Annotated in this window: 25 protein-coding genes; 14 read left to right on the forward strand and 11 right to left on the reverse strand. The window is 68.4% G+C overall.

Features of this window, described 5'->3' with window-relative positions:
• Positions 1 to 21 precede the first annotated feature (21 nt).
• Together OB895_RS16775 and OB895_RS16780 are read left to right on the forward strand one after the other, a co-directional pair.
• Entirely contained in the window at positions 22 to 651 is a 630-nt protein-coding gene (locus OB895_RS16775) for a hypothetical protein (protein WP_042539728.1), read from the forward strand.
• Positions 652 to 836: 185 nt separating this feature from the next.
• Positions 837 to 1,721: an aminodeoxychorismate lyase gene (locus OB895_RS16780; protein ID WP_079113291.1), complete on the forward strand. Its 885-nt coding sequence runs from the start codon at positions 837 to 839 to the stop codon at positions 1,719 to 1,721.
• Between the two features lie 76 nt (positions 1,722 to 1,797).
• Here the strand turns inward: OB895_RS16780 and pstB are convergent, their stop codons facing one another.
• From pstB to OB895_RS16815, 7 genes are all read right to left on the reverse strand, one after another.
• Positions 1,798 to 2,577 carry a phosphate ABC transporter ATP-binding protein PstB gene (gene pstB / locus OB895_RS16785; protein WP_042539732.1) on the reverse strand — a complete coding sequence of 260 codons (780 nt, stop codon included), beginning with the start codon at positions 2,575 to 2,577 and terminating at the stop codon, positions 1,798 to 1,800.
• 34 nt (positions 2,578 to 2,611) lie between these two features.
• Positions 2,612 to 3,715 carry a phosphate ABC transporter permease PstA gene (gene pstA, locus OB895_RS16790; protein WP_042539734.1) on the reverse strand — a complete coding sequence of 368 codons (1,104 nt, stop codon included), beginning with the start codon at positions 3,713 to 3,715 and terminating at the stop codon, positions 2,612 to 2,614.
• A gap of 1 nt (position 3,716) precedes the next feature.
• Positions 3,717 to 4,685, reverse strand: a complete 969-nt coding sequence (gene pstC, locus OB895_RS16795; protein ID WP_042539737.1) for a phosphate ABC transporter permease subunit PstC — start codon at positions 4,683 to 4,685, stop codon at positions 3,717 to 3,719.
• Positions 4,686 to 4,813: 128 nt separating this feature from the next.
• Positions 4,814 to 5,917: a phosphate ABC transporter substrate-binding protein PstS gene (pstS, locus tag OB895_RS16800; RefSeq protein WP_042539739.1), complete on the reverse strand. Its 1,104-nt coding sequence runs from the start codon at positions 5,915 to 5,917 to the stop codon at positions 4,814 to 4,816.
• A 183-nt stretch (positions 5,918 to 6,100) separates the two neighbouring features.
• Positions 6,101 to 7,078, reverse strand: a complete 978-nt coding sequence (locus OB895_RS16805) for an NUDIX hydrolase (RefSeq protein WP_079113290.1) — start codon at positions 7,076 to 7,078, stop codon at positions 6,101 to 6,103.
• Complete coding sequence (locus OB895_RS16810) at positions 7,075 to 9,240, reverse strand: RNA degradosome polyphosphate kinase (protein WP_042539743.1); 2,166 nt, start codon at positions 9,238 to 9,240, stop codon at positions 7,075 to 7,077. Before OB895_RS16810 ends, OB895_RS16805 begins: the two co-directional genes overlap by 4 nt.
• A 54-nt stretch (positions 9,241 to 9,294) precedes the next feature.
• Positions 9,295 to 9,978 carry a winged helix-turn-helix transcriptional regulator gene (locus OB895_RS16815; protein ID WP_042539745.1) on the reverse strand — a complete coding sequence of 228 codons (684 nt, stop codon included), beginning with the start codon at positions 9,976 to 9,978 and terminating at the stop codon, positions 9,295 to 9,297.
• 72 nt (positions 9,979 to 10,050) lie between these two features.
• Between OB895_RS16815 and OB895_RS16820 the strand changes: the two genes are divergently transcribed.
• The 3 genes from OB895_RS16820 (at position 10,051) to ygfZ (ending at position 12,228) form a co-directional block, all read left to right on the forward strand.
• Entirely contained in the window at positions 10,051 to 10,338 is a 288-nt protein-coding gene (locus OB895_RS16820) for a hypothetical protein (RefSeq protein WP_042539747.1), read from the forward strand.
• 164 nt (positions 10,339 to 10,502) lie between these two features.
• Positions 10,503 to 11,105: a heme-binding beta-barrel domain-containing protein gene (locus OB895_RS16825; RefSeq protein WP_079113289.1), complete on the forward strand. Its 603-nt coding sequence runs from the start codon at positions 10,503 to 10,505 to the stop codon at positions 11,103 to 11,105.
• Between the two features lies 1 nt (position 11,106).
• A complete protein-coding gene (gene ygfZ, locus OB895_RS16830; protein WP_079113288.1) occupies positions 11,107 to 12,228 on the forward strand; it encodes a CAF17-like 4Fe-4S cluster assembly/insertion protein YgfZ in 1,122 nt (373 codons plus the stop codon).
• A 38-nt stretch (positions 12,229 to 12,266) separates the two neighbouring features.
• On the opposite strand, the gene OB895_RS16835 is transcribed toward ygfZ, so the two are convergent.
• A complete protein-coding gene (locus OB895_RS16835) occupies positions 12,267 to 13,091 on the reverse strand; it encodes a class I SAM-dependent methyltransferase (protein ID WP_079113287.1) in 825 nt (274 codons plus the stop codon).
• Between the two features lie 60 nt (positions 13,092 to 13,151).
• Here OB895_RS16835 and OB895_RS16840 point away from each other — a divergent pair, with 60 nt between their 5' ends.
• Positions 13,152 to 13,901, forward strand: a complete 750-nt coding sequence (locus tag OB895_RS16840; protein ID WP_079113286.1) for a phosphoglyceromutase — start codon at positions 13,152 to 13,154, stop codon at positions 13,899 to 13,901.
• A gap of 63 nt (positions 13,902 to 13,964) precedes the next feature.
• Here the strand turns inward: OB895_RS16840 and phoU are convergent, their stop codons facing one another.
• Positions 13,965 to 14,663: a phosphate signaling complex protein PhoU gene (phoU, locus tag OB895_RS16845; RefSeq protein ID WP_042539758.1), complete on the reverse strand. Its 699-nt coding sequence runs from the start codon at positions 14,661 to 14,663 to the stop codon at positions 13,965 to 13,967.
• 221 nt (positions 14,664 to 14,884) lie between these two features.
• Between phoU and OB895_RS16850 the strand changes: the two genes are divergently transcribed.
• Together OB895_RS16850 and OB895_RS16855 are read left to right on the forward strand one after the other, a co-directional pair.
• On the forward strand, positions 14,885 to 16,102 hold the full coding sequence (locus tag OB895_RS16850) for a sensor histidine kinase (protein WP_056373621.1): 1,218 nt from the start codon (positions 14,885 to 14,887) through the stop codon (positions 16,100 to 16,102).
• Positions 16,099 to 16,782, forward strand: coding sequence for a response regulator (locus tag OB895_RS16855; protein WP_079113285.1), 684 nt, complete (start codon positions 16,099 to 16,101; stop codon positions 16,780 to 16,782). Before OB895_RS16850 ends, OB895_RS16855 begins: the two co-directional genes overlap by 4 nt.
• Before the next feature lie 80 nt (positions 16,783 to 16,862).
• Here OB895_RS16855 and OB895_RS16860 read toward each other — a convergent pair whose 3' ends face one another.
• Complete coding sequence (locus OB895_RS16860; RefSeq protein ID WP_056373619.1) at positions 16,863 to 17,396, reverse strand: hypothetical protein; 534 nt, start codon at positions 17,394 to 17,396, stop codon at positions 16,863 to 16,865.
• A gap of 135 nt (positions 17,397 to 17,531) precedes the next feature.
• Here OB895_RS16860 and OB895_RS16865 point away from each other — a divergent pair, with 135 nt between their 5' ends.
• From OB895_RS16865 to OB895_RS16890, 6 genes are all read left to right on the forward strand, one after another.
• The gene (locus OB895_RS16865) at positions 17,532 to 18,014 is read left to right on the forward strand and encodes a CarD family transcriptional regulator (protein WP_042539766.1); all 483 of its coding nucleotides are present in this window, start codon (positions 17,532 to 17,534) and stop codon (positions 18,012 to 18,014) included.
• Positions 18,015 to 18,087: 73 nt separating this feature from the next.
• Positions 18,088 to 19,299 carry a 2-C-methyl-D-erythritol 4-phosphate cytidylyltransferase gene (ispD, locus tag OB895_RS16870; RefSeq protein WP_376708842.1) on the forward strand — a complete coding sequence of 404 codons (1,212 nt, stop codon included), beginning with the start codon at positions 18,088 to 18,090 and terminating at the stop codon, positions 19,297 to 19,299.
• A gap of 89 nt (positions 19,300 to 19,388) precedes the next feature.
• A complete protein-coding gene (locus OB895_RS16875) occupies positions 19,389 to 19,979 on the forward strand; it encodes a short chain dehydrogenase (protein WP_042539768.1) in 591 nt (196 codons plus the stop codon).
• 73 nt (positions 19,980 to 20,052) lie between these two features.
• Positions 20,053 to 21,459, forward strand: coding sequence for a cysteine--tRNA ligase (gene cysS, locus OB895_RS16880; RefSeq protein WP_042539770.1), 1,407 nt, complete (start codon positions 20,053 to 20,055; stop codon positions 21,457 to 21,459).
• Positions 21,452 to 22,459 carry a 23S rRNA (guanosine(2251)-2'-O)-methyltransferase RlmB gene (rlmB, locus tag OB895_RS16885; RefSeq protein WP_079113284.1) on the forward strand — a complete coding sequence of 336 codons (1,008 nt, stop codon included), beginning with the start codon at positions 21,452 to 21,454 and terminating at the stop codon, positions 22,457 to 22,459. Before cysS ends, rlmB begins: the two co-directional genes overlap by 8 nt.
• An 11-nt stretch (positions 22,460 to 22,470) precedes the next feature.
• Positions 22,471 to 23,112 carry an NAD(P)-dependent oxidoreductase gene (locus tag OB895_RS16890; protein ID WP_079113283.1) on the forward strand — a complete coding sequence of 214 codons (642 nt, stop codon included), beginning with the start codon at positions 22,471 to 22,473 and terminating at the stop codon, positions 23,110 to 23,112.
• 10 nt (positions 23,113 to 23,122) lie between these two features.
• On the opposite strand, the gene OB895_RS16895 is transcribed toward OB895_RS16890, so the two are convergent.
• Entirely contained in the window at positions 23,123 to 24,427 is a 1,305-nt protein-coding gene (locus OB895_RS16895; RefSeq protein WP_042539777.1) for a DUF4032 domain-containing protein, read from the reverse strand.
• Positions 24,428 to 24,494 lie beyond the last annotated feature (67 nt).

A 24,494-nucleotide genomic window follows, 5' to 3' on the forward strand; every position in this document is an offset into this window, starting at 1 on the left:
GATCGCGCGTACCCTGGACTGATGCCTGAGCAGTTCTCCCGTCCGGTGCGCCGGCCCACCAGTGCCTTCGACAACATCGTGGGCAGTCACGATCCCGCCGAGGAGACGCGCGTCGCGCATGCGACCGCATCCGCTCTGCTGACCCGCGTGCGCGCCGATGAGAGCGGCGTGAGCGCCGACCGGCTCGTCGCCTTCACCGACGAGCACGGCATCGACGAGATCGCCGAGCTCTGGTCGAAGGCTCCGTCTCGCACTCTGCCGGGCGCGCTGTGGCGGCTGTACCTCCTGCAGCTGGCCATCCACGGCGACCCGCACACCGCGGCCCTGCTGTACGAGCGGGGCAGAGTGGAGCTCGCATCCGTGGATGCCGTGATCGCCGGAGCACCGGTGCCGGCGAACCCCGACGAGCTCGTCGCCCTGATCGACACGATCCTCCGCGGGGCGTTCCGCGGGGACTTCGCGGTCGCCCTCGATCGGGCCGCGGCGTTCTGCCGGGTCCAGGCCTCTGGCGCGACCCACGCGGCGGACGACTACGAGCCGACCGAACCGTCGCGCGCGAGCGAGCTCACCACCCGCGCCCTGCGGCTGAGCAGCTATGCGCAGGACCTGTCTGCCGCTGCCGTGCTGTGGCGCTCGGGCGCATTGGCCTGAATCGACGCGGCGGCCGGGTTCTCATCGGGCGCCGTGCCCGGGCATGAAAAGACCGGGCCGCAAAAACGCCTCTCGGCGGAAGGCCGCTCGCAGCGGCAAAAATTGGAGCCCGGGGTTATGCGGCCCGGCCACTCCAGTGTAACAAGTTCGCGCTGAAGCTATTCCCGGGGCTCTAGGCTCGGATCATGACACGGCGCTTTGCTCTGATGATCGATCCTGCGGCGGCCGACGTCGCCCGCTCCGACTTCGCAGACACGTTCACCCTCGTGGATGCGGCCGCACCGGCGCTGAGCGTGGGGGAGCTGAGCACGCAGCGCGGCGACGGGGTGTTCGAGTCGATCGGCGTGATCGACGGGCATGCGCAGGAGGTCGTGCCGCACCTCGAGAGGCTCGCGCACTCGGCGCAGCTGTGCGACCTGCCGCTCCCCAATCAGGCGCAGTGGCACCAGGCCATCGAGCGAGCGGCCGCCCACTGCGAACAGGGCGAATACGTCATCAAGCTCATCCTCAGCCGTGGGGTCGAGCACGGCCCCACACCGACCGCCTGGGTCACGGCCGCACCGGCATCCGACTTCTCGGCGGTGCGCGAGCAGGGGATCCGCGTGGTCACCCTCGACCGCGGGTACGACCTCGACGTGGCTGAGAAGGCACCGTGGCTGCTGCTCGGGGCCAAGACCCTCTCGTATGCGGTGAACATGGCGGCGCTTCGCGAAGCGCACCGACGTGGAGCTGACGACGCGATCTTCCTCTCGCGTGACGGCTTCGTGCTCGAGGCACCGACCGCGTCGCTGATCCTGCGCTTCGGCGAGCGTTTCGTGACGCCGGCGCCCAACGGCGGCATCCTGCACGGTACGACGCAGCTCAGCGTCTACGAGCACCTCACCGCGCGCGGATTCGTCGCCGAGTATGCGCAGGTGCCGGCATCCGATCTGTCGCGTGCTGACGCCGCCTGGCTCGTCTCCAGCGTCCGCCTCGCCGCCCCGATCACCGCCGTAGACGGAGTCGAGTTGCCCGTCGATCGCGCGCTCACGGCCGAGCTCAACGAGTACCTCCTCTCGCCCCGAGACTGAGGAGCGCCCGGTCGCAGGAACGAGAGAGGGCCCGACGCCGAAGCGCCGGGCCCTCTCTCGGTCTGAGACCGGATGCTTATCCGAAGCGTCCCGAGACGTAGTCCTCGGTCGCCTGCACCGACGGGGTGGTGAACATCGTGCGGGTGTCGTCGTACTCGATGAGCTTTCCGGGCTTGCCGGTGCCGGCGATGTTGAAGAAGGCGGTCCGGTCGGACACGCGGCTCGCCTGCTGCATGTTGTGCGTCACGATGACGACGGTGTACTCCGACTTGATCTCGGCGATGAGCTCCTCGATCGCGAAGGTCGAGATCGGGTCGAGCGCCGAGCAGGGCTCGTCCATCAGGATCACGTCGGGGGAGACGGCGATGGCACGCGCGATGCACAGACGCTGCTGCTGGCCGCCCGAGAGACCCGAACCGGGGCGGTCGAGGCGGTCCTTGACCTCGTTCCAGAGGTTCGCGCCACGCAGGGACTTCTCGACGAGAGCATCCTGATCGCTCTTCGCCATGCGCGTGTTGTTGAGCTTGACGCCCGCGAGCACGTTCTCCTTGATCGACATGGTGGGGAACGGGTTGGGACGCTGGAAGACCATGCCGACCTGACGGCGCACCAGCACGGGGTCGACGCCGGCGCCGTAGAGGTTCTTGCCGTCGATCAGCACTTCTCCCTCGACACGAGCGCCGGGGATGACCTCGTGCATGCGGTTGAGGGTGCGCAGGAACGTGGACTTGCCGCAGCCGGACGGGCCGATGAACGCCGTGACGGTGTTGGGCTTGATCTCGATGCTGACGCCTTCGACGGCGAGGAAGTCGCTGTAGTAGACGTTGAGGTCGTTGACTTCGATGCTCTTGGACACGTGTGATCCTTCTTCTTCAGTCGGGAAAGACGGCTCAGCGGCCGTTGATCTTGGGGGCGAACACCTTGGCGATGATCCTGGCCAGCAGGTTCAGCACCATCACGATGACGATCAGGGTGAGGGCGGCGGCCCAGGCCCTGTCGAGATAGGCATCGACGGGGATGCCGGGGTACTTGGCCTGCATGTACGAGAACACGGGCAGCGTCGCCATCTGCCCGCTGAACATGTTCAGGTTCATGCCCTGCACGATGCCGACCGTGAGCAGCAGCGGCGCGGTCTCACCGATCACGCGTGAGATGGCGAGCATGATGCTGGTCAGGATTCCGGCGATGGCGGTCGGCAGGACGACCTTGATGATCGTCAGCCACTTCGGCACACCGAGCGCGTAGGCGGCCTCCCGGAGCTCGTTCGGGACGATCCGCAGGAGTTCCTCGGAACCGCGCACGACCACGGGGATCATCAGCACCGAGAGGGCGAGCGAGCCCATGATGCCCATGCGGGTGCCGGGACCGACGATCAGCGAGAACACGGAGTAGATGAACAGACCGGCGACGATCGACGGGATGCCTGTCATGACGTCGACGAGGAACGTGATGCCGCGGGCGAGCTTGCGTCCCTCTCCGTACTCGACGAGGTAGATCGAGGTCATCAGACCGATCGGCACCGAGATGATCGTGGCGCCCAGGGTGATGAGGAGCGTGCCCCAGATGGCGTGCACCGCGCCGCCGCCTTCGCCGACGATGTTGCGCATCGAGAAGCTGAAGAACTCGCCGTCGAACCGCATGAGGCCGTTGACGACCACGGTGTACAGCAGCGAGATGAGCGGGAGGAGCGCGACGACGAAGGCGCCGGACACCAGCGCCGTCATGAGGCGGTCGATCGCGTGGCGACGGCTCTCGACCACGGTGGAGATCACGAAGATCAGAACCATGTAGAAGATGAGGCCGACGACGAGGGTGAGTGCGATGTTGAAGTCGGCGGGGTCGTTGCCCGCGTTGACGAAGGCGAAGATCGTGGCCGACACCACGAAGGCGGCCAGCAGCAGCGCCCAGGGCGCCCACCGGGGAAGATGACCTGCCGACGTGCTGTGCACCGGAGCGGCGACGGATGACGGCGAGGGCGTGAGGGTGGCGGTCATGTCAGTTGGCTCCCGAGAACTCAGCACGGCGCGAGACGATCCAGCGGGCCACGAAGTTGACCGCGAAGGTGACGATGAAGAGGATCAGACCCGCCGCGATGAGCGTGTTGACGCCCTCGTCGTGGGCCTCGGGGAACCGCAGCGCGATGATCGCGGGGATCGTCGTGGGGTTCTCCGGGTTGATCAGGTTGAACGTGACGATGCCGAGAGGCGAGAGCACGAGGGTCACGGCCATGGTCTCGCCGAGCGCGCGTCCGAGGCCGAGCATGGCGCCCGACACCATTCCGCTGCGTGCGAAGGGCAGGACGGCCATGCGGACCATCTCCCAGCGGGTGGCCCCGAGCGCGAGCGCCGCCTCCTCGTGGAGCTTCGGCGTCTGCAGGAACACCTCGCGGCAGATCGCGGTCATGATCGGCAGGATCATGACGGCGAGCACGAGGGATGCGGTGAGGATCGTCTTTCCCGTGCCCGAGGGCGTGCCGCTGAAGATCGGGATCCAGCCGAGGTTCTCGTTGAGCCACTTGTAGAAGGGCACGAGCATCGGGGCGAAGGTGAGGGCTCCCCAGAGGCCGAAGACGACCGACGGGACCGCCGCGAGCAGGTCGATGATGTAGCCGAGGAACCCGGCGAGGCGCCGCGGCGCGTAGTGCGAGATGAACAGCGCGATGCCGATCGCGATGGGAGCGGCGATCACGAGGGCGATGAAGCTCGACCACAGCGTTCCGAAGACGAACGGCCAGACCCAGGACAGGAACGACTGACCCTCGAGGATGTGGTTGCCGCTCGTGTCTCCCGAGAGCGCGGGGATCGACTGCACGATGAGGAACAGGGCCACGGCGGCGAGCGTGACGAGGATGATGATTCCCGCGGCCAGCGCGGTGCCCGAGAAGACGAGGTCTCCCCGTCGACGCAGCTTGGGGGGTGTCCCGGCTGAACGGGTGGTATCGGGACCCGTTGTGGTTGTGGACATCGGAGCGACTCCAGGCTCTGAGGGACTTTCGGGGGTTTTCATGCGGGTGCCCCCGGGTGTCGGTCGAGTCCTCTCGACCGACACCCGGGGGCGTCGGACCGGGGCTCAGCGGTGGGCTGAGCCTTCGGTCACTCCGTGACGATCGCGTCGATCGCGGTGCTGATCTGGTCGCGCAGGCTGTCCGAGATCGGCGCGCTGCCCGCGGCCTCGGCTGCGGCATCCTGACCCTCGGCCGATGCGACGTACTGGAAGTACGCCTTCACGAGGCCGGCGGTCTCGGCGTCGTCGTACTCGACGCAGCCGATGAGGTAGGACACGAGTGCGATCGGGTACGAGCCGGCGGGTGCTGCGGCCGGGTCGACGGCGAACGCGAGGTCGTGGTCCGAGCGGCCCTCCTCGAGCGGCGACGCCTCGACGAGCGCGGCTGCGGCGTCTGCCGAGTAGGGGACGTACTCGCCCTCGACCTCGACGGCGACCTGTCCGAGCTCGGAGGTGCGCGACGCGTCGGCGAAGCCGATGTAGCCGGAGCCGTTGGTGATCGCGTCGACGACGCCCGAGGTGCCGTCGCCGGCCTCGCCGGTCTGCAGGGGCCACTCGTCGCTGGGCTCGTAGGTCCACACGTCGGGGGCGACGGCGCTGAGGTACTTGGTGAACGTCTCCTGCGTGCCCGAGGGGTCGGAGCGGTGCACGGTCACGATGGCCTGGTCGGGCAGTTCGACGCCCTCGTTCTGCGAGGCGATCGCGTCGTCGTTCCACTTCGTGATGGTGCCCGCGAAGATCTTGGCGATGGTCTCGCCGTCGAGGTTCAGCTCGTCGACGCCCTCGAGGTTGAACGCGACGGCGACGGGGGAGATGTAGACGGGGATCTCGACGATCTCGTCGGAGGCGCACGAGCCGAAGCCGCCCGCGGCGAGCTCGTCGGCGTTGAACGCGCGGTCGGAGCCGATGAAGTTCGACGAACCGGCGATGAAGTTCTCGCGGCCGGTGCCCGAACCCGTCGCGGTGTAGTTCACCGTGGTGTCGGGGTTGGCGGTCTGGAATGCGGCGACCCAGGACTGCTGGGCTGCTTCCTGCGAGGAGGCTCCGGTGGCCTCGATGGTGCCGGAGAGAGTGGATTCGCTCGGCGCGTCGGTGGTTCCGCCGGTTCCGCCTTCGTTCGCGGCACAGCCGGCGAGGGCGAGAGCGGCCACGGCGCCGACGGCGCCGATACGTGCGATTCGGGAGATCTTCACTGTGGATCCTTCGATCTTTGATGTGGTGGGGCCCGGTGCAGGGCACACAGTGACGCTATGTGCGGCGGTTAACGAGACTCTCCCGCGCAGGTGAACGGCAGGTGAACGGCGCGCGTCTCTCTGGGGCATGCGAAAGGCCGCATCCGTTGACGGATGCGGCCTTTCGTCGTCTTTCGCAGCGCGCTAGACCTTGGGGATGTGCGTCTCGATCGCGATGATCCCCGACCCCGGGTTGGAGGCCGAGAGGTGCGCGACCGAGAAGGCGGCCGGTTCGAGGTCGGCCGCGCTGCTGACATAGGAGCCGCGGACGGTTCCGGTGGCCAGGGCGATCTCGGTCAGGATTCCCGGGAGCACAGGGCCATGGCTGCACAGCACTGCCGGCTTGCCCGACCGCACGCGGCGACCGACGATCGAACGCAGATCGTCTTCGCCGTCCTCCCACGCGTCCTGACTGATCTTCGGCGTGGTGACGGTCTTCCGATCGAGGGCCTTCGCGAGCGGGGTCACGGTCTGCATGCAGCGCACGGCATCACTCGTGATGATCTTGCGCACGCCGAAGGCCCGCAGCGGGCCGACGATCGACTTCGCCTGATGCAGGCCTCGATCGGTCAGAGGACGTTCGGCATCCGGGCCGTCCCAGTCGCCGCGCGAGAGCGCCTTCGCGTGGCGCAGGGCGATGATCGGGAACGTGCGCAGCACGCCGTCATCGACGAGCTGAGCGAAGAAGTCGAGGATCTCGATGTCGACCGGGTAGCTCAGCCGGTCGCGCGCCTTCTTGACGCTGACCCATTCGAGCGCGGCGATCTCGCGATTCGGCACGAACGTCGAGGCGCGGATCGCGTCGGACGTGGCCTCGGCCGCCCAGTAGTGCACGACCTTCTGCTTGCTGGAGGGCAGATGGTAGCGGCTCACGCCGACGGGGACTCCGAGCGAGACGCGGATGCCGGTCTCTTCGTGCACCTCCCGCACAGCCGTCTCGGCGAGCATCTCACCGGGGTCGACCTTGCCCTTGGGAAGCGTGACGTCGCGGTACTTGGTGCGATGGATCAGAAGGATCCGCAGCTTGCCGTCGATGAGTCGCCAGACGACCGCGCCGGCCGCGTACACGGCCTTGTCCGTCCACTTCGACCGTGCTGCCCTGGTGCTCGAATCGTCGTTCATCGAACCGCCCGTGCGCGACGGCGTCGCTGGACCAACCCCATGGTCTTGTCCTGCAGGTCGATGAGGGGCTTGCCTGCGGCATCCGTGGCGTGCCGGGTCCAGACGCCGTCGGCGCCGAGGTGCCACGAGGTGGTTCCTGGGTCCATGGCGAGGTCGAAGAAGTCGAGCAGGTCCTTCATGTGACCGGGGTCGGTGACGCGCACCAGCGCCTCGACGCGGCGGTCGAGGTTGCGGTGCATCATGTCGGCGCTGCCGATGTACACCTGCGCGTCGCCGTCGTTGTGGAACGCGAAGATGCGCGAGTGCTCGAGGTAACGACCGAGGATGCTGCGGACGGTGATGTTGTCGCTGATCCCCTCGAGGTCGGTGCGCAGACTGCAGATGCCTCGCACCCACACGTCGACCTTCACGCCGGCGGCGCTCGCGCGGTACAGGGCGTCGATGACCTCTTCGTCGACCATCGAGTTCACCTTGATGCGGATGCTCGCCGGCTTGCCGTTCTCGGCATTGCGGCGCTCGTGGTCGATCTGGCGCACGAGGCCCTTCCGCAGGTGGAGCGGCGCGACGAGCAAGCGCTTGAACTTCTTCTCGATCGCGTATCCGCTGAGCTCGTTGAACAGGCGCGTGAGATCCTTGCCGACCTGGGCGTCGGTGGTGAACAGCCCGAAGTCCTCATAGATGCGGCTGGTCTTCGGGTTGTAGTTGCCCGTGCCGATGTGCGAGTAGTGACGCAGCACCCCGTCTTCCTCACGGATGACGAGCGCGAGCTTGCAGTGGGTCTTGAGTCCGACCAGGCCGTAGACGACGTGGACGCCCGCCTTCTCGAGCTTGCGCGCCCAGACGATGTTGTTCGCCTCGTCGAAGCGGGCCTTGACCTCGACCAGCGCCAGCACCTGCTTTCCCGCTTCGGCGGCGTCGATCAGCGCCTCGACGATCGGGCTGTCGCCCGAGGTGCGGTAGAGAGTCTGCTTGATCGCGAGCACGTGCGGGTCGCGCGCCGCCTGCTCGAGGAACGAGACGACGCTCGTGGTGAACGACTCGTACGGGTGGTGCACGAGCACGTCCGACTTGCGGATCGCCTTGAAGATGTCGGCTCGGGTGTTGCTCCCGGTCGGCTGGAAGGCGACTGCCGTGGTCGGAAGATGCGGCGGGTAGCGGAGATCCGGGCGATCGATGCGCGACAGGTCGAAGAGACCTCGGAGGTCGAGCGGTCCGGGGAGTCGATAGATCTCCTGGTCGGTGATCTCGAGCTCGCGCACGAGGAGGTCCATCGTGACCTCGTCCATGTCGTCGGTGATCTCGAGGCGGATCGGCGGACCGAAGCGGCGGCGGAGCAGCTCGGCCTCGAGCGCCTGGATGAGGTTCTCGCTCTCGTCCTCCTCGATCTCCACATCCTCGTTGCGGGTGAGGCGGAAGGCGTGGTGGTCGAGGACCTCCATGCCCGGGAAGAGATCGCCGAGGTGGTTCGCGATGAGCTCTTCGAGCGTGAGGAAGCGCTTGATCTCGCCGGAGCCCGGAACCTCGACGAATCGGGGAAGCATGGGCGGCACCTTGAGGCGCGCGAACTCCTGACGCCCGGTGCGGGCGTTGCGGATGCGGATGGCGAGGTTCAGCGACAGCCCGGAGATGTACGGGAACGGGTGCGCCGGGTCGACCGCGAGCGGCATCAGCACGGGGAACACCTGGGCGCCGAAGTACTCGGAGAGCTTGGCTCGCTCCTCGTCGGTGAGCTCGGCCCACTCGGTGATCTCGATGCCGGACTCGGCCAGCGCCGGACGCACGAGCGACTTCCAGGCGTCGGCGTGACGCAGCTGCAGCGCGTGCGCCTCACGGGCGATGTCGGCGAGGGCGTCGGCGGGGGAGCGGCCGATGTTGGTGGGCACCGCCAGACCGGTCAGGATGCGGCGCTTGAGTCCGGCGACGCGCACCATGAAGAACTCGTCGAGGTTGCTCGCGAAGATGGCGAGGAAGTTCGCGCGCTCGAGTTCGGGGAGCGACGGATCCTCCGCGAGTTCGAGCACGCGCTGGTTGAAAGCGAGCCAGCTCAGCTCGCGATCGTGGTAGCGGTGGTCGGGGAGGAGCGAGTCGGGGGACTCGACGGCATCGAAGTCGTCATCTTCAGCGTCACCGAGACCTGCGTCGGCGAGTGCGGGATCGATCATGGGGTACATCTAAGCACCGTGAGGTGACGCGCGTGTGAACTGACGGTGCGTGCGTCACCGCGATGCGGCGACCGTCTCCTCGTCGTACACGTTGAATCGGTAGCCGACATTGCGGACCGTGCCGATGATCTGCTCCTGGTCGCCCAGCTTCGCCCGCAGGCGTCGCACGTGCACATCGACGGTTCTTGTGCCGCCGAAGTAGTCGTAGCCCCACACCTCGCTGAGCAGCTGCTCGCGCGTGAACACCCGCGACGGGTGCGTGGCGAGGAAGTGCAGGAGCTGGAACTCCTTGTAGGTGAGGTCCAGCGGGCGCCCTCTGAGCTTCGCCGAATACGACTGCTCGTCGATCGTGACGCCGGAGGCCTGCACGCGCGTCGGCTCTGCGACCTCGTCCCGGCGGGCGAGGGCGAGTCGCACGCGGGCATCGGTCTCGGCCGGGCCGGCGGTGGCGAGGAGCACGTCGTCGATGCCCCAGTCCCCGGACAGTGCGCTCATCCCGCCCTCCGTCACGACGAGCAGCAGCGGCGCATCCTGACCGGTGGCTCGCAGCAGGCGGCAGAGCGACTTCGCGCCGACGAGGTCGAGACGCCCGTCGACGATCACGATGTCGTATTCGGGGGCGCTCACGAGTTGGGCGGGCTCGGCCGGGATCTGGCGCACTCGATGGCTGAGGAGCTCGAGTGCGGGCAGGACCTGCTCCGAGACCGGAGCATTGGTCAACACCAGGACCTGGGCCACACGCACTCCTTCCGGACGGCGGGGTACGCCGTGCCGCAATGATACCGGGCGCCGATGGGTCACAATGGAGTCATGACGGATCCAGCGCTCGCACCGCGTAATGCTTTCGTCGGCGTGCTCATCGTCTGGGCGGTCGCCTTCGTCGCCTCGATCGGCGTGGGCATCTTCGTCGCCGAGGAGTGGCGAGTGCCGTGGCTGCTCGTGGTCTTCGGCGCGATCGTGCTCCTCTCCTTCGCCGTGCAGCTGCAGTACGGGCGCACGCAGGGCTTCATCTTCCGCGTGGGCGCCAGCACCATCGGCGCACTGCTGCTGATGGGCGTGATCTCGGTCGGCTTCGGCCTCGCCGCTCTCGTCACCTGATCAGCGGACGAGACACCCGGCCTGCTGGAGGGTAAAGTGGAGGCCATGGACCTCATGGCGCTCGAACTCTTCTTCATCGGCCTTCTGGGCCTGGCGAGCCTCGCAATCGCCTTCGTCTCGGTCGTCGTGCTGCGGAACCTCTTCCGCGGCCAGCGCTGAGCATCGTGCTCGAGCTGCCCACCGATCTCCCGGCCGACCTCGCCCCGCTCTCGTGGCTGATCGGCGTCTGGGAGGGCACCGGGGTCATCGACTATCCGGTCGGCGACGACCGTCTGCAGGGCGAGTTCACCCATCGGGTGAGCTTCAGCCATGACGGCGGCCCCTTCCTGAACTACTCCGCGACGGCGATCCTGGCGGGCGAAGACGGCGCCGTCTCGATCCCGCTCGTCGCCGAAAGCGGCTACTGGCGTCTGTCCCGGCCGGCCTCCGACTCCGACGCCGGCCCCGCACTGCTGCCGCCGCGCGCGGAGCAGGTCGTGCGCAGCGTCGACGACGTGGAGGAACTGCGCGCTCCCTCAGGCGGCTTCCCGATCGAGGTCTCGATCGCCCACGCCGACGGGACGCTCGAGCTCTACCTCGGCGAGATCAACGGTCCGCGTATCGACATCGCCTCCGACGCCATCGTGCGCGGAGCCGGGGCCAAGGAGTACGGCGCAGCCACGCGGATGTACGGCCTGGTCGACAACCACCTTCTCTGGGCCTGGGACATCGCGGCTCTCGGCACGCCGATGCGGTCTCACGCCTCCGCTCGACTCGCGAAGGTCTGACATGACCGGATTCACCGACTTCCCGGGCGCTGTGATCGCCGAGCACGGGATCGCGCACTTCGGCGACGCCTTCCGCGAGCAGCGTCGTCTCGCAGACGGCGCGGCCCTGGTTCCGCTCGACGACCGGACGGTCATCGAAGTCGCCGGTCCCGAACGTCTGGGGTGGCTGGACTCGATCACCTCTCAGTCCGTGGGGCGACTCGCTGCCGGCGAGAGCACGGAACTGCTGGTGCTCGACCCTCAGGGGCGCGTCGAGCACGCGGCAGGGGTCGTCGACGACGGCTCGTCGACCTGGCTGATCGCCGACACCGACGACGCGGAGGCGCTCGCGACCTGGCTGACGCGCATGAAGTTCCGCACCCAGGCGACCGTGGCTGTGCGCCCCGATCTGGCGTTGCTCGGCTTCGTCGACGGTGGCGCGGCGGCTGAGCGTGCGACTGCTGCCGCATCCGCTCCGTCCGGCGCTCCGCTGATCTGGGCCGACCCCTGGCAGCGCGTGAGCGCGGGTGGTCATCAGTACGCCGAGGTCACCGATCACCCGGGCGCGGAGCTCGCGTGGAGGGTGGCGATCGCGACGACCGACGCCGCCAACGCGCTCGCCGCGACCCTGTCGTCCGAAGAGGTGGCAGGGCTCCTCGCCGCCGAGGCACTGCGCGTCGCCGCCTGGCGTCCGCGGTGGTCGGCCGAGGTCGACGAGCGCTCGCTGCCCCACGAATCCGACTGGATCCGCACCGCGGTGCACCTGAACAAGGGGTGCTACCGCGGCCAGGAGACGGTGGCCAAGGTGCACAACCTCGGACACCCGCCTCGCAGGCTCGCGGCGCTGCACCTCGACGGCAGCGAGGCGGTGCTGCCGGCAGTCGGCGATGCGGTCTTCGCCGGCGACGACGAGGTGGGGCACATCACCTCCGTCGCCAGACACCATGAAGACGGCCCGATCGCGCTCGCGATCCTGTCTCGTCGCACACCGGTGGGCGATCTCGTCGTCCGAGCCGAGGGCGCAGACATCGCCGCGACCCAGCAGGTCATCGTGCCGGCGGATGCGGGTGCCATGGCCGACATCCCGCGCCTCACCCGGCTGTCCCGTCGCCCCAGCGCTCCGGATCCCCGTCAGGCGGGCTGAGCGAGGCGTGCAGGGCCCACCCGTCAGGGGAGCACCCGTCAGGGGAGCGGAGCCACCGCATCCCAGGGGAGCGTGAGCTCGCCCAGTCGCCACCTGGTCTTGCCGCCCAGCACCGGCCACCCCTGATCCCGGAGCGCCGCGACCGCGGCCAGGAACCGCTGCGTCGCGCCGAAAGTCGACAGCGGTGCTGCACGGTCCCATTCGCGGTCGAGGTCGACGAGCAGGGAGTGGATCCGCTCGCCAGGCACGTTGCGGTGGATGAGAGCCTTCGGCAGCCGCTCTGCGACGATGCTCGGATGTTCGAGGTCGGCGAGTCGGAGCGAGATCGTGAATCGCAGCGGCGCTCCCGTCGGGCCCACGTCGACCCAGCTCGACACGCGCCCGATCTCATCGCAGGTGCCCTCGACGAGAAGCCCGTCACGAGACAGCCGAGTCGACATCGTGCGCCAGGCGCTCGCGACGTCGCCCTCGTCGTACTGCCGCAGCACGTTCATGGCCCGGATCACTGCGGGTCGGCGTCCGGCCGGCAGCGGCACCTCGAACCCTCCACGGGCGAACGAGACTCGGAGGTCGGGGGAGAAGGGCGTGCGCGCAGCCTGCACCTCGACGAGCTGGCGGTTCGCGGTGGCCACTCGCTCCGGATCGATCTCGAGGCCACGCACCTCGGCATCCGCGCGGACGCGCCGCAGACGGGTCGCGAGCTCGAACGCCGTCACGCCGCTGGCGCCGTAGCCGAGGTCGATCACCAGCGGGTCTTCGGCTCGGCGGAACGCGGGGCTCGCCGCGATCCATCGATCGTTGCGGCGCAGCCGGTTCGTCCCGGTTGTGCCGCGGGTCGGCCGACCGAGAGGAGATGACGCCATGCGTCAATCCTCGCAGGGCACGGGCGTGGACGCGTCGAGCTGCGCCGATAAACTGACGTCATGACTTCGAAGCGCACCCTGATCCTGCTCCGTCACGGCCGGAGCGAGTGGAACGAACTGAACCTGTTCACCGGCTGGGTGGACGTCCGCCTCAACGAGCAGGGCAAGAAGGAGGCTCAGCGCGGCGGCGAGCTGCTGGCCGAGGCCGGCATCCTGCCCGACGTGCTGCACACCTCTCTGCTCAGCCGTGCGATCCAGACCGCGAACATCGCGCTCGACGCAGCCGACCGCCTGTGGATTCCCGTGACCCGTTCGTGGCGCCTCAACGAGCGTCACTACGGCGCCCTGCAGGGCAAGGACAAGGCGCAGACCCTCGAGGAGTTCGGCCCCGAGCAGTTCCAGCTGTGGCGTCGCTCGTTCGACGTGCCGCCGCCCCTGCTCGACGATGAGAGCGAGTTCAGCCAGGTCGGCGATGTGCGATACGCCGACATCGACGGCGACGTGCCCCGCACCGAGTCGCTGAAGCTCGTGATCGACCGCCTGCTGCCGTACTGGAACGACGCGATCGTCCCCGACCTCGAGGCCGGCAAGACGGTTCTCGTCACCGCCCACGGCAACTCGCTGCGCGGCCTGGTGAAGCACCTCGAGGGCATCAGCGACGACGACATCGCCGAACTCAACATCCCCACCGGCATTCCGCTGGTCTACGAGCTCGACGAGAACAACGTCCCGACCGGCCCCGGTCGTTACCTCGACCCCGAGGCCGCTGCCGCAGGCGCCGCCGCCGTGGCTGCACAGGGCAAGAAGTAGCACCGGACGACGAAGGGGGCGGATGCTGTCAGCATCCGCCCCCTTCTTCTCTGTCGTGACGCCTCAGGCGTGCCCGAACTCGCGCTGCTGCTCGGCCGCGAGGGGGATGTCCTCCTCTTCGACGCGCCAGTCACCGGTCGCGAGGTACACGACCTTCTTGGCGACGGCGACGGCGTGGTCGGCGAAGCGCTCGTGGTAGCGGCTGGCGAGCGTGGCGTCGACCGTCGCGGTCGCCTCGCCCTTCCAGTTGTCGCTGAGCACCTTCTCGAACACGCTGGCGTGCAGCTCGTCGATGTCATCGTCGGTGTTGCGGATGGTGTCGGCCAGGCGCAGGTCCTGGGTGCGCAGCAGCTCCGAGAGAGTGCGCGAGATCTCGACGTCGAGCTCGCCCATCTTGGTGAAGGTGCCCTTGAGACCCTTCGGGATCGCGCGCTCCGGGAAGCGGAGGCGAGCGAGCTGGGCGATGTGCTCTGACATGTCGCCCATGCGCTCGAGCGAGGCGCTGACACGCAGTGCGATCACCACGATGCGCAGGTCGCGGGCGACGGGTTGCTGACGGGCGAGGATCTCGATGGCCTGCTCGTCGAGCTTGACCGCCAGCTCGTCGATCTTCGCGTCGTCGGCGATGACCTCTTCGGCGAGCTCGACGTCGCTGGTGGCGAACGCACGCGTCGCCTTGTCGATCGAGACCGTGACGAGGTCGGCGATCTCCACGAGACGGGACTGCAGGTCCTCGAGGGACTGGTGGAAGACTTCGCGCATGTGGGCGCAACCTTTCATTCGGGTCTCGACTGTGGTGACAGCGCGAGACGGCTGGGTCGTCCGCGCGGGAGGAGAGGTCCGCGCTCCCGCACAGGCCCGAAAGCGATTGTCTGCTTCGAAGGTTAACGAACGGTGCCCAGCACGTGAATAGTACTTCTCGCGTTGTTGCCAGCACAGGAGAACCCGCCGATCCGGCGGTGAACGCACTCTACGCTGTGGTTATGACCTTGCCGCAGATCGCGCTGCTCGCGTTGGCCGTCGGCCTCGTGATCGGCATCGGCCTTTCGCTTCTCATCGCCTGGGCGTACCGCGCCAGGGCACGGGTCGCCGACGAGACGTCACTCGCCGTTCCGGCGGGCGTCACCGCGGTGCTGGGCAGCATGGACGACGCAGCCTGCGTGGTCGATTCCTCGGGGCTCGTGCTCGCCGTCTCCAAAGCAGCCACGCGATTCGGCATAGAGGTGGGAGCACCGCTGGAGAATCCCGAGCTGCGTCAGCTCGTGCGCGGCGGCCGCAACGACGGCGGCTCGGCGACCGAATCTCTGCGCATCACACGGGGCGGGCTCAGCCTCGATCCCCGACTCGTCTCGGCACGCGCGAGTGTGATCAGCCCCCGCATGACCCTGCTGATCATCCGCGATGTCACCGAGCAGGAGCGCCTGGATCAGATGCGCCGCGATTTCGTCGCCAACACCAGCCACGAGCTCAAGACCCCGGTCGGGGCGGTGACCCTGCTGGCCGAGGCCATCGAGTCCGCGGCGGACGATCCTGCGCAGGTGCGCCATTTCGCCACCCGGATCTCGGCCGAGGCCGCTCGTCTCGGTCAGCTGACCGGCCGCATCATGAGTCTGTCGAGGCTCCAGACCGACGACGCGCTGTCGGACGTGCGCCCCGTCTCGATCGACGAGGTGCTGGCGACCGCCCTCGAGGCGCATGTCGTGCAGGCCGACTCGGCCGGGGTCGAGCTCGCTCGCGGCGGCGACCGGGGAGTCTGGGTGCGCGGTGACTCGCAGATCCTGATCGAGGCGTTCGGCAACCTGATCGCCAACGCGATCGTGTACTCCCCGAGAGGGTCCCGCGTCGGCATCGGAGTGAAGGCCGACGACGGTGTCGTCGAGATCGCGGTGTCCGACCAGGGCATCGGCATCGCGGAGGCGGATCGAGAGCGGATCTTCGAGCGCTTCTACCGTGCAGACGAGGCGAGGTCGCGCCGCACCGGCGGAACCGGACTCGGACTCTCGATCGTCAAGCACGCCACACAGCGCCACGGTGGCGAGGTGCGCCTCTGGTCGCGCCCCGGACGAGGCTCGACCTTCACCATCAGGCTTCCCACGATCGATGCTCCCCCGAGCATCGACAGGGACAAGAAGAACAAGAAGAAGCGCGAGCGCAAGGCGGCGAAGGCCGCAGCTCGCGTCCGAAACGGAGAGAACGCATGACCCGCATCCTTCTCGTCGAAGACGAGCCCGACCTCGCCGACCCGCTCGCCTATCTGCTGCGCCGAGAGGGGTACGAGGTCGAGATCGCCGAGGACGGCCCGGGGGCGCTGACCGCGTTCCGCGAGCGCGGCGCCGATGTGGTGCTCCTCGACCTGATGCTGCCCGGCATGCCGGGCACCGAGGTGTGCCGGCAGATCCGCTCGACCTCTGCCGTGCCGATCATCATGGTCACGGCCAAGGACTCGGAGGTGGACATCGTCGTCGGGCTCGAGCTCGGCGCCGACGACTACGTCACCAAGCCGTACTCGTCGCGTGAGCTGCTGGCTCGGATGCGTGCTGTGCTGCGCCGCGTGATCCAGGCCGACAGCGAGCTCGACGAGCGCGTGCTCGACGGCGGCCGCGTCTCACTCGACATCGACCGCCACACGGTGACGGTCGCCGGTCAGCAGATCAACATGCCGCTGAAGGAGTTCGAACTTCTCGAGGTGCTCATGCGCAATTCGGGTCGCGTGCTCACGCGCGGCCAGCTGATCGACCGGGTGTGGGGCAGCGACTACTTCGGCGACACCAAGACCCTCGACGTGCACATCAAGCGCATCCGCTCGCGGATCGAGGAGAACCCGGGCGAGCCGGTCATGCTCGTCACCGTCCGGGGCCTCGGCTACCGCTTCGAGGGCTGAGCGAGGGCTGAGCCCCAGCGCCGTACAGAAGAGGCCGTCACCCCGGGGGTGACGGCCTCTTCTTCAGCGTGTGCGCCGGATCACTCCGAGGGAGCGGGGGCGGCCGTGTCGGACGGGACCGGCTCGGGCGTGGGGGTCGACTTCGTGGCGCTGGGCACCAGGTCGGCGTAGTACGGCAGCGCGCCGTCGAGAACCGGGACCTCGGTCTTGGTGCCGGCGCCGTCACCCGACTGGAAGTGGATCTCGATCGTCGCACCGGGCATCGTGTCGAGGTCTTCGATGCGCAGCGGCTCCTCGTCGGCGCCGAAACTGACGGTCTTGCCTGCGGGCACCGACACGGTGAACGGGTCGAGCCCGTCGATCGTCATCGTGAGCGTGGCCTTCTCGGTGGTCGGGTTCACGACGGCGGCGACGAAGTTGCCGACGGAGCCGTCTTCGTTCGCGACGATGAACGCGTTGCGCACGTCGATCGGGCCGTCCGAGTCCGAGACGTTGACGCCGTCCGAGGCCGAGTACTGGACCTCCGTCGACTGCGGCGTAATGAACGTGCAGCCGGTCGCGCCGAGAAGAACGAGGGCGCTGATGGCGGCAGACGCAACAAGGCGCGATTTCACGGGTCCTCCTGAGGTCCGACGGGATATCCGCATCCATTCTATGCGCATGCGCGGTGCCCCCTGAGGACGTGGAGGCGCGAACCTTAGCGCATTCCCCCTGTGGTATCCTTGAGGTTGCCGAAAGGACAAGTTTTTATGCTTTTTGAGGTTGGCGAAACTGTCGTCTATCCGCACCATGGCGCTGCGACCATCATCGAGGTCAAGGAGCGCATCATCAAGGGTGAGGCGAAGAAATACCTGAAGCTCAACGTCACCCAGGGGGACCTCATCATCGAGGTGCCCGCTGAGAACGTCGATCTCGTCGGGGTCCGCGATGTCATCGGCCGAGAGGGCCTCGACGCTGTGTTCGAGGTGCTTCGCGCGCCGTTCACCGAGGAGCCGACCAACTGGTCGCGTCGTTACAAGGCGAACCTCGAGAAGCTCGCCTCCGGCGATGTCATCAAGGTGAGCGAGGTCGTGCGCGACCTGTGGCGTCGTGACCAGGACCGCGGGCTGTCTGCGGGTGAGAAGCGGATGCTGGCCAAGGCGCGTCAGATCCTCATCTCCGAGCTCGCGCTCGCTGAGAAGACCGACGAGGACAAGGCGAGCGCACTGCTCGACGAGGTCCTCGCGTCCTGAGTGGACTGAGAGAAGGCGGGTGCTTCGGCATCCGCCTTTTTTCGTGCGCGCCGGTAACGTGAACCTGGTGAGCATGCTTCCCGTTCCTGACACCGCGATCATCGTCGTCGCCGCCGGTTCCGGCACCCGACTGGATGCCGGAGCGCCCAAGGCGTTCGTCGGCATCGACACGCATTCGATCCTCCGCCACGCGCTCGACGGCGTCTTCGCCGCCGCCCCCGCCCAGGTCATCGTCGTCGCGCCTGCCGGGTTCGAGGGCGACGCCGAGACCGAGGTCCGCGCAGCCGCCGGCGACCGCATCGATCTCGGCAGGGTCGTGACGGGCGGGGCTACGCGGCAGGAGTCCGTCTCCGCCGGTCTCGGAGCGCTGTGGGGCGATGTCACGCGAGTGCTCGTCCATGACGCGGCGCGCGCTCTGACGCCCCCCGAGATCATCGATGCGGTGGCGGCGGCCATCGACGGCGAGAGCGGGGTGATCCCGACGCTCCCGGTCGTCGACACGTTGAAGCGGGTCGAGGGGGATGCCGTCATCGCGCCGGTCGATCGCTCCGAGCTCGCCGCGGCGCAGACTCCTCAGGGGTTCCCGCGGGCTCTGCTCGAGGCCGCATACGAAGCGGCGGCCGCGTCGGGCATCGAGTACACCGACGATGCGGCGCTGTTCGCGGCGGCCGGGCATCTCGTGCGACAGATCGCCGGGTCGCCTCGCGGATTCAAGATCACCACGCCGGCCGACCTCGAGCGCGCCCGTCATCTGCTGGCGGACGTGCAGACGCCGACGTCCGTGCCGGACTCCGCACCGGACTCCACATGGACCGGACCCCGGGTCGGGCTCGGCACGGATGTGCACGCGTTCGGCGGAGACGGCAACCTGTGGCTGGCCGGCATCGAATGGCCGGGCGAGCGAGCGCTCTCGGGTCACTCCGACGGCGACGCCGTGGCCCATGCGATGGTCGATGCCCTGCTGGGCGCCGCAGGGCTCGGCGACATCGGCGAGCACTTCGGCACCGCGCACCCCGAGTACGCCGGCGCTCACGCAGAGGTCTTCCTCGCCCGCACCCGCGAGCTCCTCCACGAAGCGGGCTATGCGATCGGCAACGTGTCGGTGCAGTTCCAGGGCAATCGACCGCGCTTCAGCGGCCGCCGTGCCGAGGCTGAGCGGGTGCTCTCGGCGGCACTCGGCGGCGCGCCGGTCTCGGTCACGGCCACCACCACCGACGGCTTGGGGTTCCCCGGGCGCGGTGAGGGCATCGCGGTGACCGCGGTCGCCATGGTCCACCCGACCTGACGCTGCGGACGGCATCGGGGAATGCGTCGGCATCCGCCGTCGTTGTGGGGCATCGTCGTGCGGCAGTCGCATGCGGAGAAGGAGGCGTCATGAGGATTCTCGTCATCGGAGCCGGCGGTCAGGTCGGACGAACCGCCGTCCACGCCTTGGACGGTCATGAGATCATCGCCGCGTCGCGCAGCAGTGAGCCCTCGGTGGACGTCACGGATCCGGCTTCCGTCGAACGCCTGTTCGCGACAGTCGGCCAGGTCGATGCCGTGATCGTCGCGGTGGGGGAGGTGCCGTTCCGGCCCCTCGACGGGCTGACCCGTGGAGACTACGAATCCGCTTTCCGCGGCAAGGTGCTGTCGCAGCTCGACGTCGTGCGCATCGGCACGTCGTTCGTGCGCGACCGCGGGTCGTTCACCCTGACCTCCGGCATCCTCGCGCGTGAGCCCATCGCGGCGGGCGCCGCCGCGTCGTTCGCGAACGGGGCCGTCGAGTCCTTCGTGCTCGCGGCGGCCACCGAACTGCCCCGCGGCATCCGCATCAACGCCGTGAGCCCGTCGGTGCTCGAGGATGCGCCGTCGTATCACTCGTCGTTCCCCGGCTTCGTGCCCGTGTCGTCGCACCGCGTCGGACAGGCGTACGCGAAGAGCGTGCTCGGAGTGCAGACCGGGCAGGTGTTCCCGGTCGACTGAGGGTCGGCGAGGCGGTTCGAGGGCCCGGGGTCACACCCAGTCAACGGGATCGGCGGCCCGGTAAGCTTGTGCGGTGACTCTCCGCCTCTACGACACCCGCGCACAGCAGCTGCGCGACTTCGTGCCTCTCGATCCCGAGAACGTCACGATGTATGTCTGCGGACCCACGGTGCAGTCGGGCCCTCACATCGGGCACGTCCGCGCAGCTCTGAGCTTCGATCTGCTGCGACGCTGGCTGACGCACCGGTACGGCCGGGTCACGTTCGTGCGCAACGTCACGGACATCGACGACAAGGTGCTCGCGAACGCGACCGACACCGAGCCCTGGTGGGCGCTGGCGTACCGGATGGAGCAGGAGTTCACCGCGGCGTATGCCGGAGTCGGCATCCTTCCGCCGACCTACGAGCCCCGCGCGACGGCCTCCGTGCCCCAGATGCAGGAGATCATCGCGACCCTCATCGAGCGCGGTCACGCGTACCCTGCGCCGGACGGCTCGGGAGATGTCTATTTCGACGTGCGCTCGTGGTCGGACTACGGCTCACTGACGAATCAGTCGATCGACGCCATGGAGGCAGCGGAGGACGCCGACCCCCGAGGCAAGCGCACCCCTCAGGACTTCGCGCTCTGGAAGGGCGCGAAGGTCGATGAGCAGGCGGATGCCACGTGGCAGTCTCCCTGGGGCGCGGGCCGCCCTGGCTGGCACATCGAGTGCTCGGCGATGTCGAAGCGCTACCTCGGCCCCGAGTTCGACATCCACGGCGGCGGCCTCGATCTGCGCTTCCCGCACCACGAGAACGAGCTCGCGCAGTCGACCGCTGCCGGAGACCGCTTCGCGAGGTACTGGGTGCACAACGGCCTCGTGACGGTGGGCGGGCAGAAGATGTCGAAGTCCCTCGGCAACTTCACGCTCGCTCGCGATGTGCTCGCCGAACGCGACCCGCAGGTCGTGCGCTACGCGCTCGCCGCCGCGCACTACCGGTCGAGCCTCGACCTCTCGGAGTCGTCGTGGACCGAGGCCGAGGCGGCGCTGGGGCGGATCCGCACGTTCGTCGAACGCGCGGAGCGCATGCTCCCCCGGGCGATCGGCTGGGCGGAGCCCACCCCGATGCCCGACGCCTTCGCGACCGCGATGGATGACGACCTCGGCATTCCGCAGGCGCTCGGGGTGCTGCACGACACGGTGCGCGCAGGCAACGCGGCGCTCGACGCGGGCGACATCGACGGTGCGGCCTCGGCGAGGCACGAGGTCATCGCGATGCTCGACGTGCTCGGATTCGATCGTGTCGGTGAGGCGTCGGGAGGCGGCGACGCGCAGGCGTCCGCTCTCGACACGCTCGTGCAGACGATGATCACGCAGCGTGCGCAGGCGCGCGCTGACAAGGACTGGGCGGCGGCCGATCGCATTCGTGATGCGATCGCCGCCGCAGGAATCACGCTGGAGGACTCTCCGGCCGGAACTCATTGGAGTATCGATGGCTAAGCCAGGCAACCCCTCAGCGGGCAAGGGCAAGAAGAAGGGCCCGAGCAAGGGCACAGGCGGACTCGGGCGCAAGGCGCTCGAGGGCCGCGGACCGACCCCCAAGGCCGAGGACCGCGCATGGCACCCTGCCGGCAAGCGCAAGGCCGCGGCCGAGCGCTATGCGGCGTCCGGTGGAAAGGGCAAGCCGGGGCAGCGTCAGACCGCCGGCGGCAACCCCAACCGCTCGGCACGCGCGAAGGACAACACCACCGAGGTCGAGGTCGTCACCGGCCGCAACTCGGTGCTCGAGGCTCTGCGTGCGAAGATCCCCGCGTCGGCGTTCTACATCGCGCAGCGCGTCGAGATGGACGACCGCGTGAAGGAGATGCTGTCGCTCGCGACCAACCGCGGCATCCCGGTGCTCGAGGTCACGCGCCAGGAGCTCGACCGCATGGCCGGGTACGACGGAGTGCACCAGGGCGTCGCCGTCAAGGTTCCGCCCTACGAGTACGCCCACCCGCAGGATCTGCTCGAGGCAGTGATCGACAAGGGCGAGGTTCCGCTGTTCGTCGCCCTCGACGGCATCACCGACCCGCGCAACCTCGGCGCGATCATCCGCTCGACCGGTGCTTTCGGCGGCCACGGCATCATCCTGCCGCAGCGTCGCTCGGCCGGTGTGAACTCCGCGGCCTGGAAGACCAGCGCCGGCGCGGCAGCGCGTGTGCCGGTCGCTCTCGCGACGAACCTCACGACGCAGCTCAAGGAGTTCAAGAAGCAGGGTGTGTTCGTGCTCGGCCTCGACGGCGACGGCGACGTGATGCTGCCCGAGCTGCAGCTCGCAGACCGTCCTGTCGTGATCGTCACCGGTTCCGAGGGCAAGGGCCTGTCGCGCCTCGTCGCCGAGACCTGCGACCAGATCGTGTCGATCCCGATCTCTGCTGTGACCGAGTCGCTCAACGCCGGTATCGCGACCTCGGTCGCGCTGTACCAGGTGTCGACCATCCGCAACGCGAAGAAGTAGGGGAGAAGCTCATGGCTCGCATCGTCGTGCTCGGGGGGACCGGCTATGCCGGCCGCCACATCGTCTCGGAGGCGGTGAGCCGCGGGCACGAGGTCGTCTCGGTCTCTCGCTCCGCACCGTCGAACCCTGTCGAGGGTGCGCAGAACGTCCAGGGGTCCGTGCTCGACCTCGCGAGCCTGGGCGACGTCTTCGACGGTGCTGACGCCGTCGTGTCGGCATTGTCTCCTCGCGGCGACATGGAGAACTCGGTGCTCGATGCGCTCGGCGGCCTCGTCGAGAAGCTGAGCGGCACCGAGACGCGCGTCGGCGTGGTCGGCGGCGCGGGCGGAAGCCTGATCGCCCCCGGAGGGCCCCGACTCTTCGACCAGGGCTTCCCGGAGGAGTACAAGCACGAGGCGCAGGTCGGCATCGACTCGCTCGCGCTGCTGGAGGCGACCGACGACTCGCTCGACTGGTTCTTCATCCACCCCGCCGAGGTCTTCGGACCCTGGGCGGAGGGCGAGCGCACCGGTCACTACCGCGATGGCGGCGACGTCATCGTGCGCGACGCCGACGGCAAGTCGTTCATCTCCGGTGGCGACTTCGCCGTCGCCGTGGTCGACGAGATCGAGCAGGGCAACCACCACCGCGAGCGCTTCACGGTCGGTTACTGAGGCTGCACGGTCAGACCAGGTCGCGCCAGTCGACCTCGTCGTCGTCATCGGCGACCGGATTCGTGCCGGTGACGACGGGCAGGCTCATCGTCTCGGTGGGCGGGCCCATGATGGTCGCCTCGTCGCGGCGGTGCCGCAGCACCTCGTTGATGTAGCTCGTCAGCACCTCGGCGAGCGGAACGGAGCGTCCCTGGGCCTGTGACAGGTACCACCGATGCTCGAGGACCTGGTGGAACACCTCGGCGGGTTCGAGCTTGGCCCGCAGCTCCCAGGGGATCGCACGGACGACCGGTTCGAACACGCGGGTCAGCCATTCGTGCGCGTACATCTCCTCGTCGGCCCACTGCTTGGTCGAGCGCGCGCGGAACTCATCGAGGTCGTTGAGCAGGCGTCGAGCCTGGTTCTCTTCGACGTCGAGGCCGGTCAGACGGATCAGGCGACGCTGGTGGTGTCCCGCGTCCACGACCTTGGGTTGGATCTCGACGACGGTGCCGTCGGAGGTCGTCGACATCGACATCTCATCGATGTCGAACCCGAGGGCGTTGAGACGCTCGACACGTTCGGTGATGCGCCAGGTCTCGGCAGAGGCGAAAGACTCCTGCGCGGTCAACTCGGCCCACAGCGAGCGATACGACGAGACGATGCCGTCGGCGATCGCGACCGCATCGACGCCGTGCTCCAGGCGCCCGCCGGCGGCGAGATCCATGATCTCGCCGGCGATGTTGGTGCGGGCGAGATCGAGATCGTAGGCGCGCTGGCCGTCGGTCAGTCCCTCCTCGTGCAGCTCGCCGGTCTCGGCATCGACGAGGTAGGCCGCGTACGCACCGGCGTCGCGCCGAAAGAGCGTGTTCGACAGCGACACGTCGCCCCAGTAGAAGCCGACGTTGTGCAGGCGCACGAGCAGCACGGCCAGGGCGTCGACGAGACGCGTGGCGGTGTCGGGGCGCAGCACGCGGGTGAAGAGCGCACGGTAGGGCATGGAGAACCGCAGGTGCGATGTGACGAGGGCGGCGGCGAGCGGCTCGCCGTCGGCATCCGAGCGCCCGGCGATCACTGCGACGCGGTCGACGCAGGGCACGTCGAGCCTGGCGAGGTTGCCGAGCATCTCGTACTCGCGCCTCGCCATCTCATCGGTCGTCTCCTTGACGGCGACGACCTTGCCCGACAGATCGGCGAACCGCACGAGATGCCGCGAGAGCCCCTTCGGGAGCGACACGATCAACTCGGACGGCCACTTGGCGAGCGGTGTCGACCAGGGCAGCGCGAGCAGCCCCGGATCGATCGAGCTCGCGGTGATCCGCAGCGCATCCTGCATGTCTCTCCAGTCGGTGGGGGAAAAGAAGAAGCGGCGCGGGCGACCGAAGTCAGCCCGCGCCGCGTCC

Origin of the sequence: Microbacterium forte, from assembly GCF_031885415.1 — a bacterium.
GTDB classification, from domain to species: Bacteria; Actinomycetota; Actinomycetes; order Actinomycetales; family Microbacteriaceae; genus Microbacterium; species Microbacterium forte.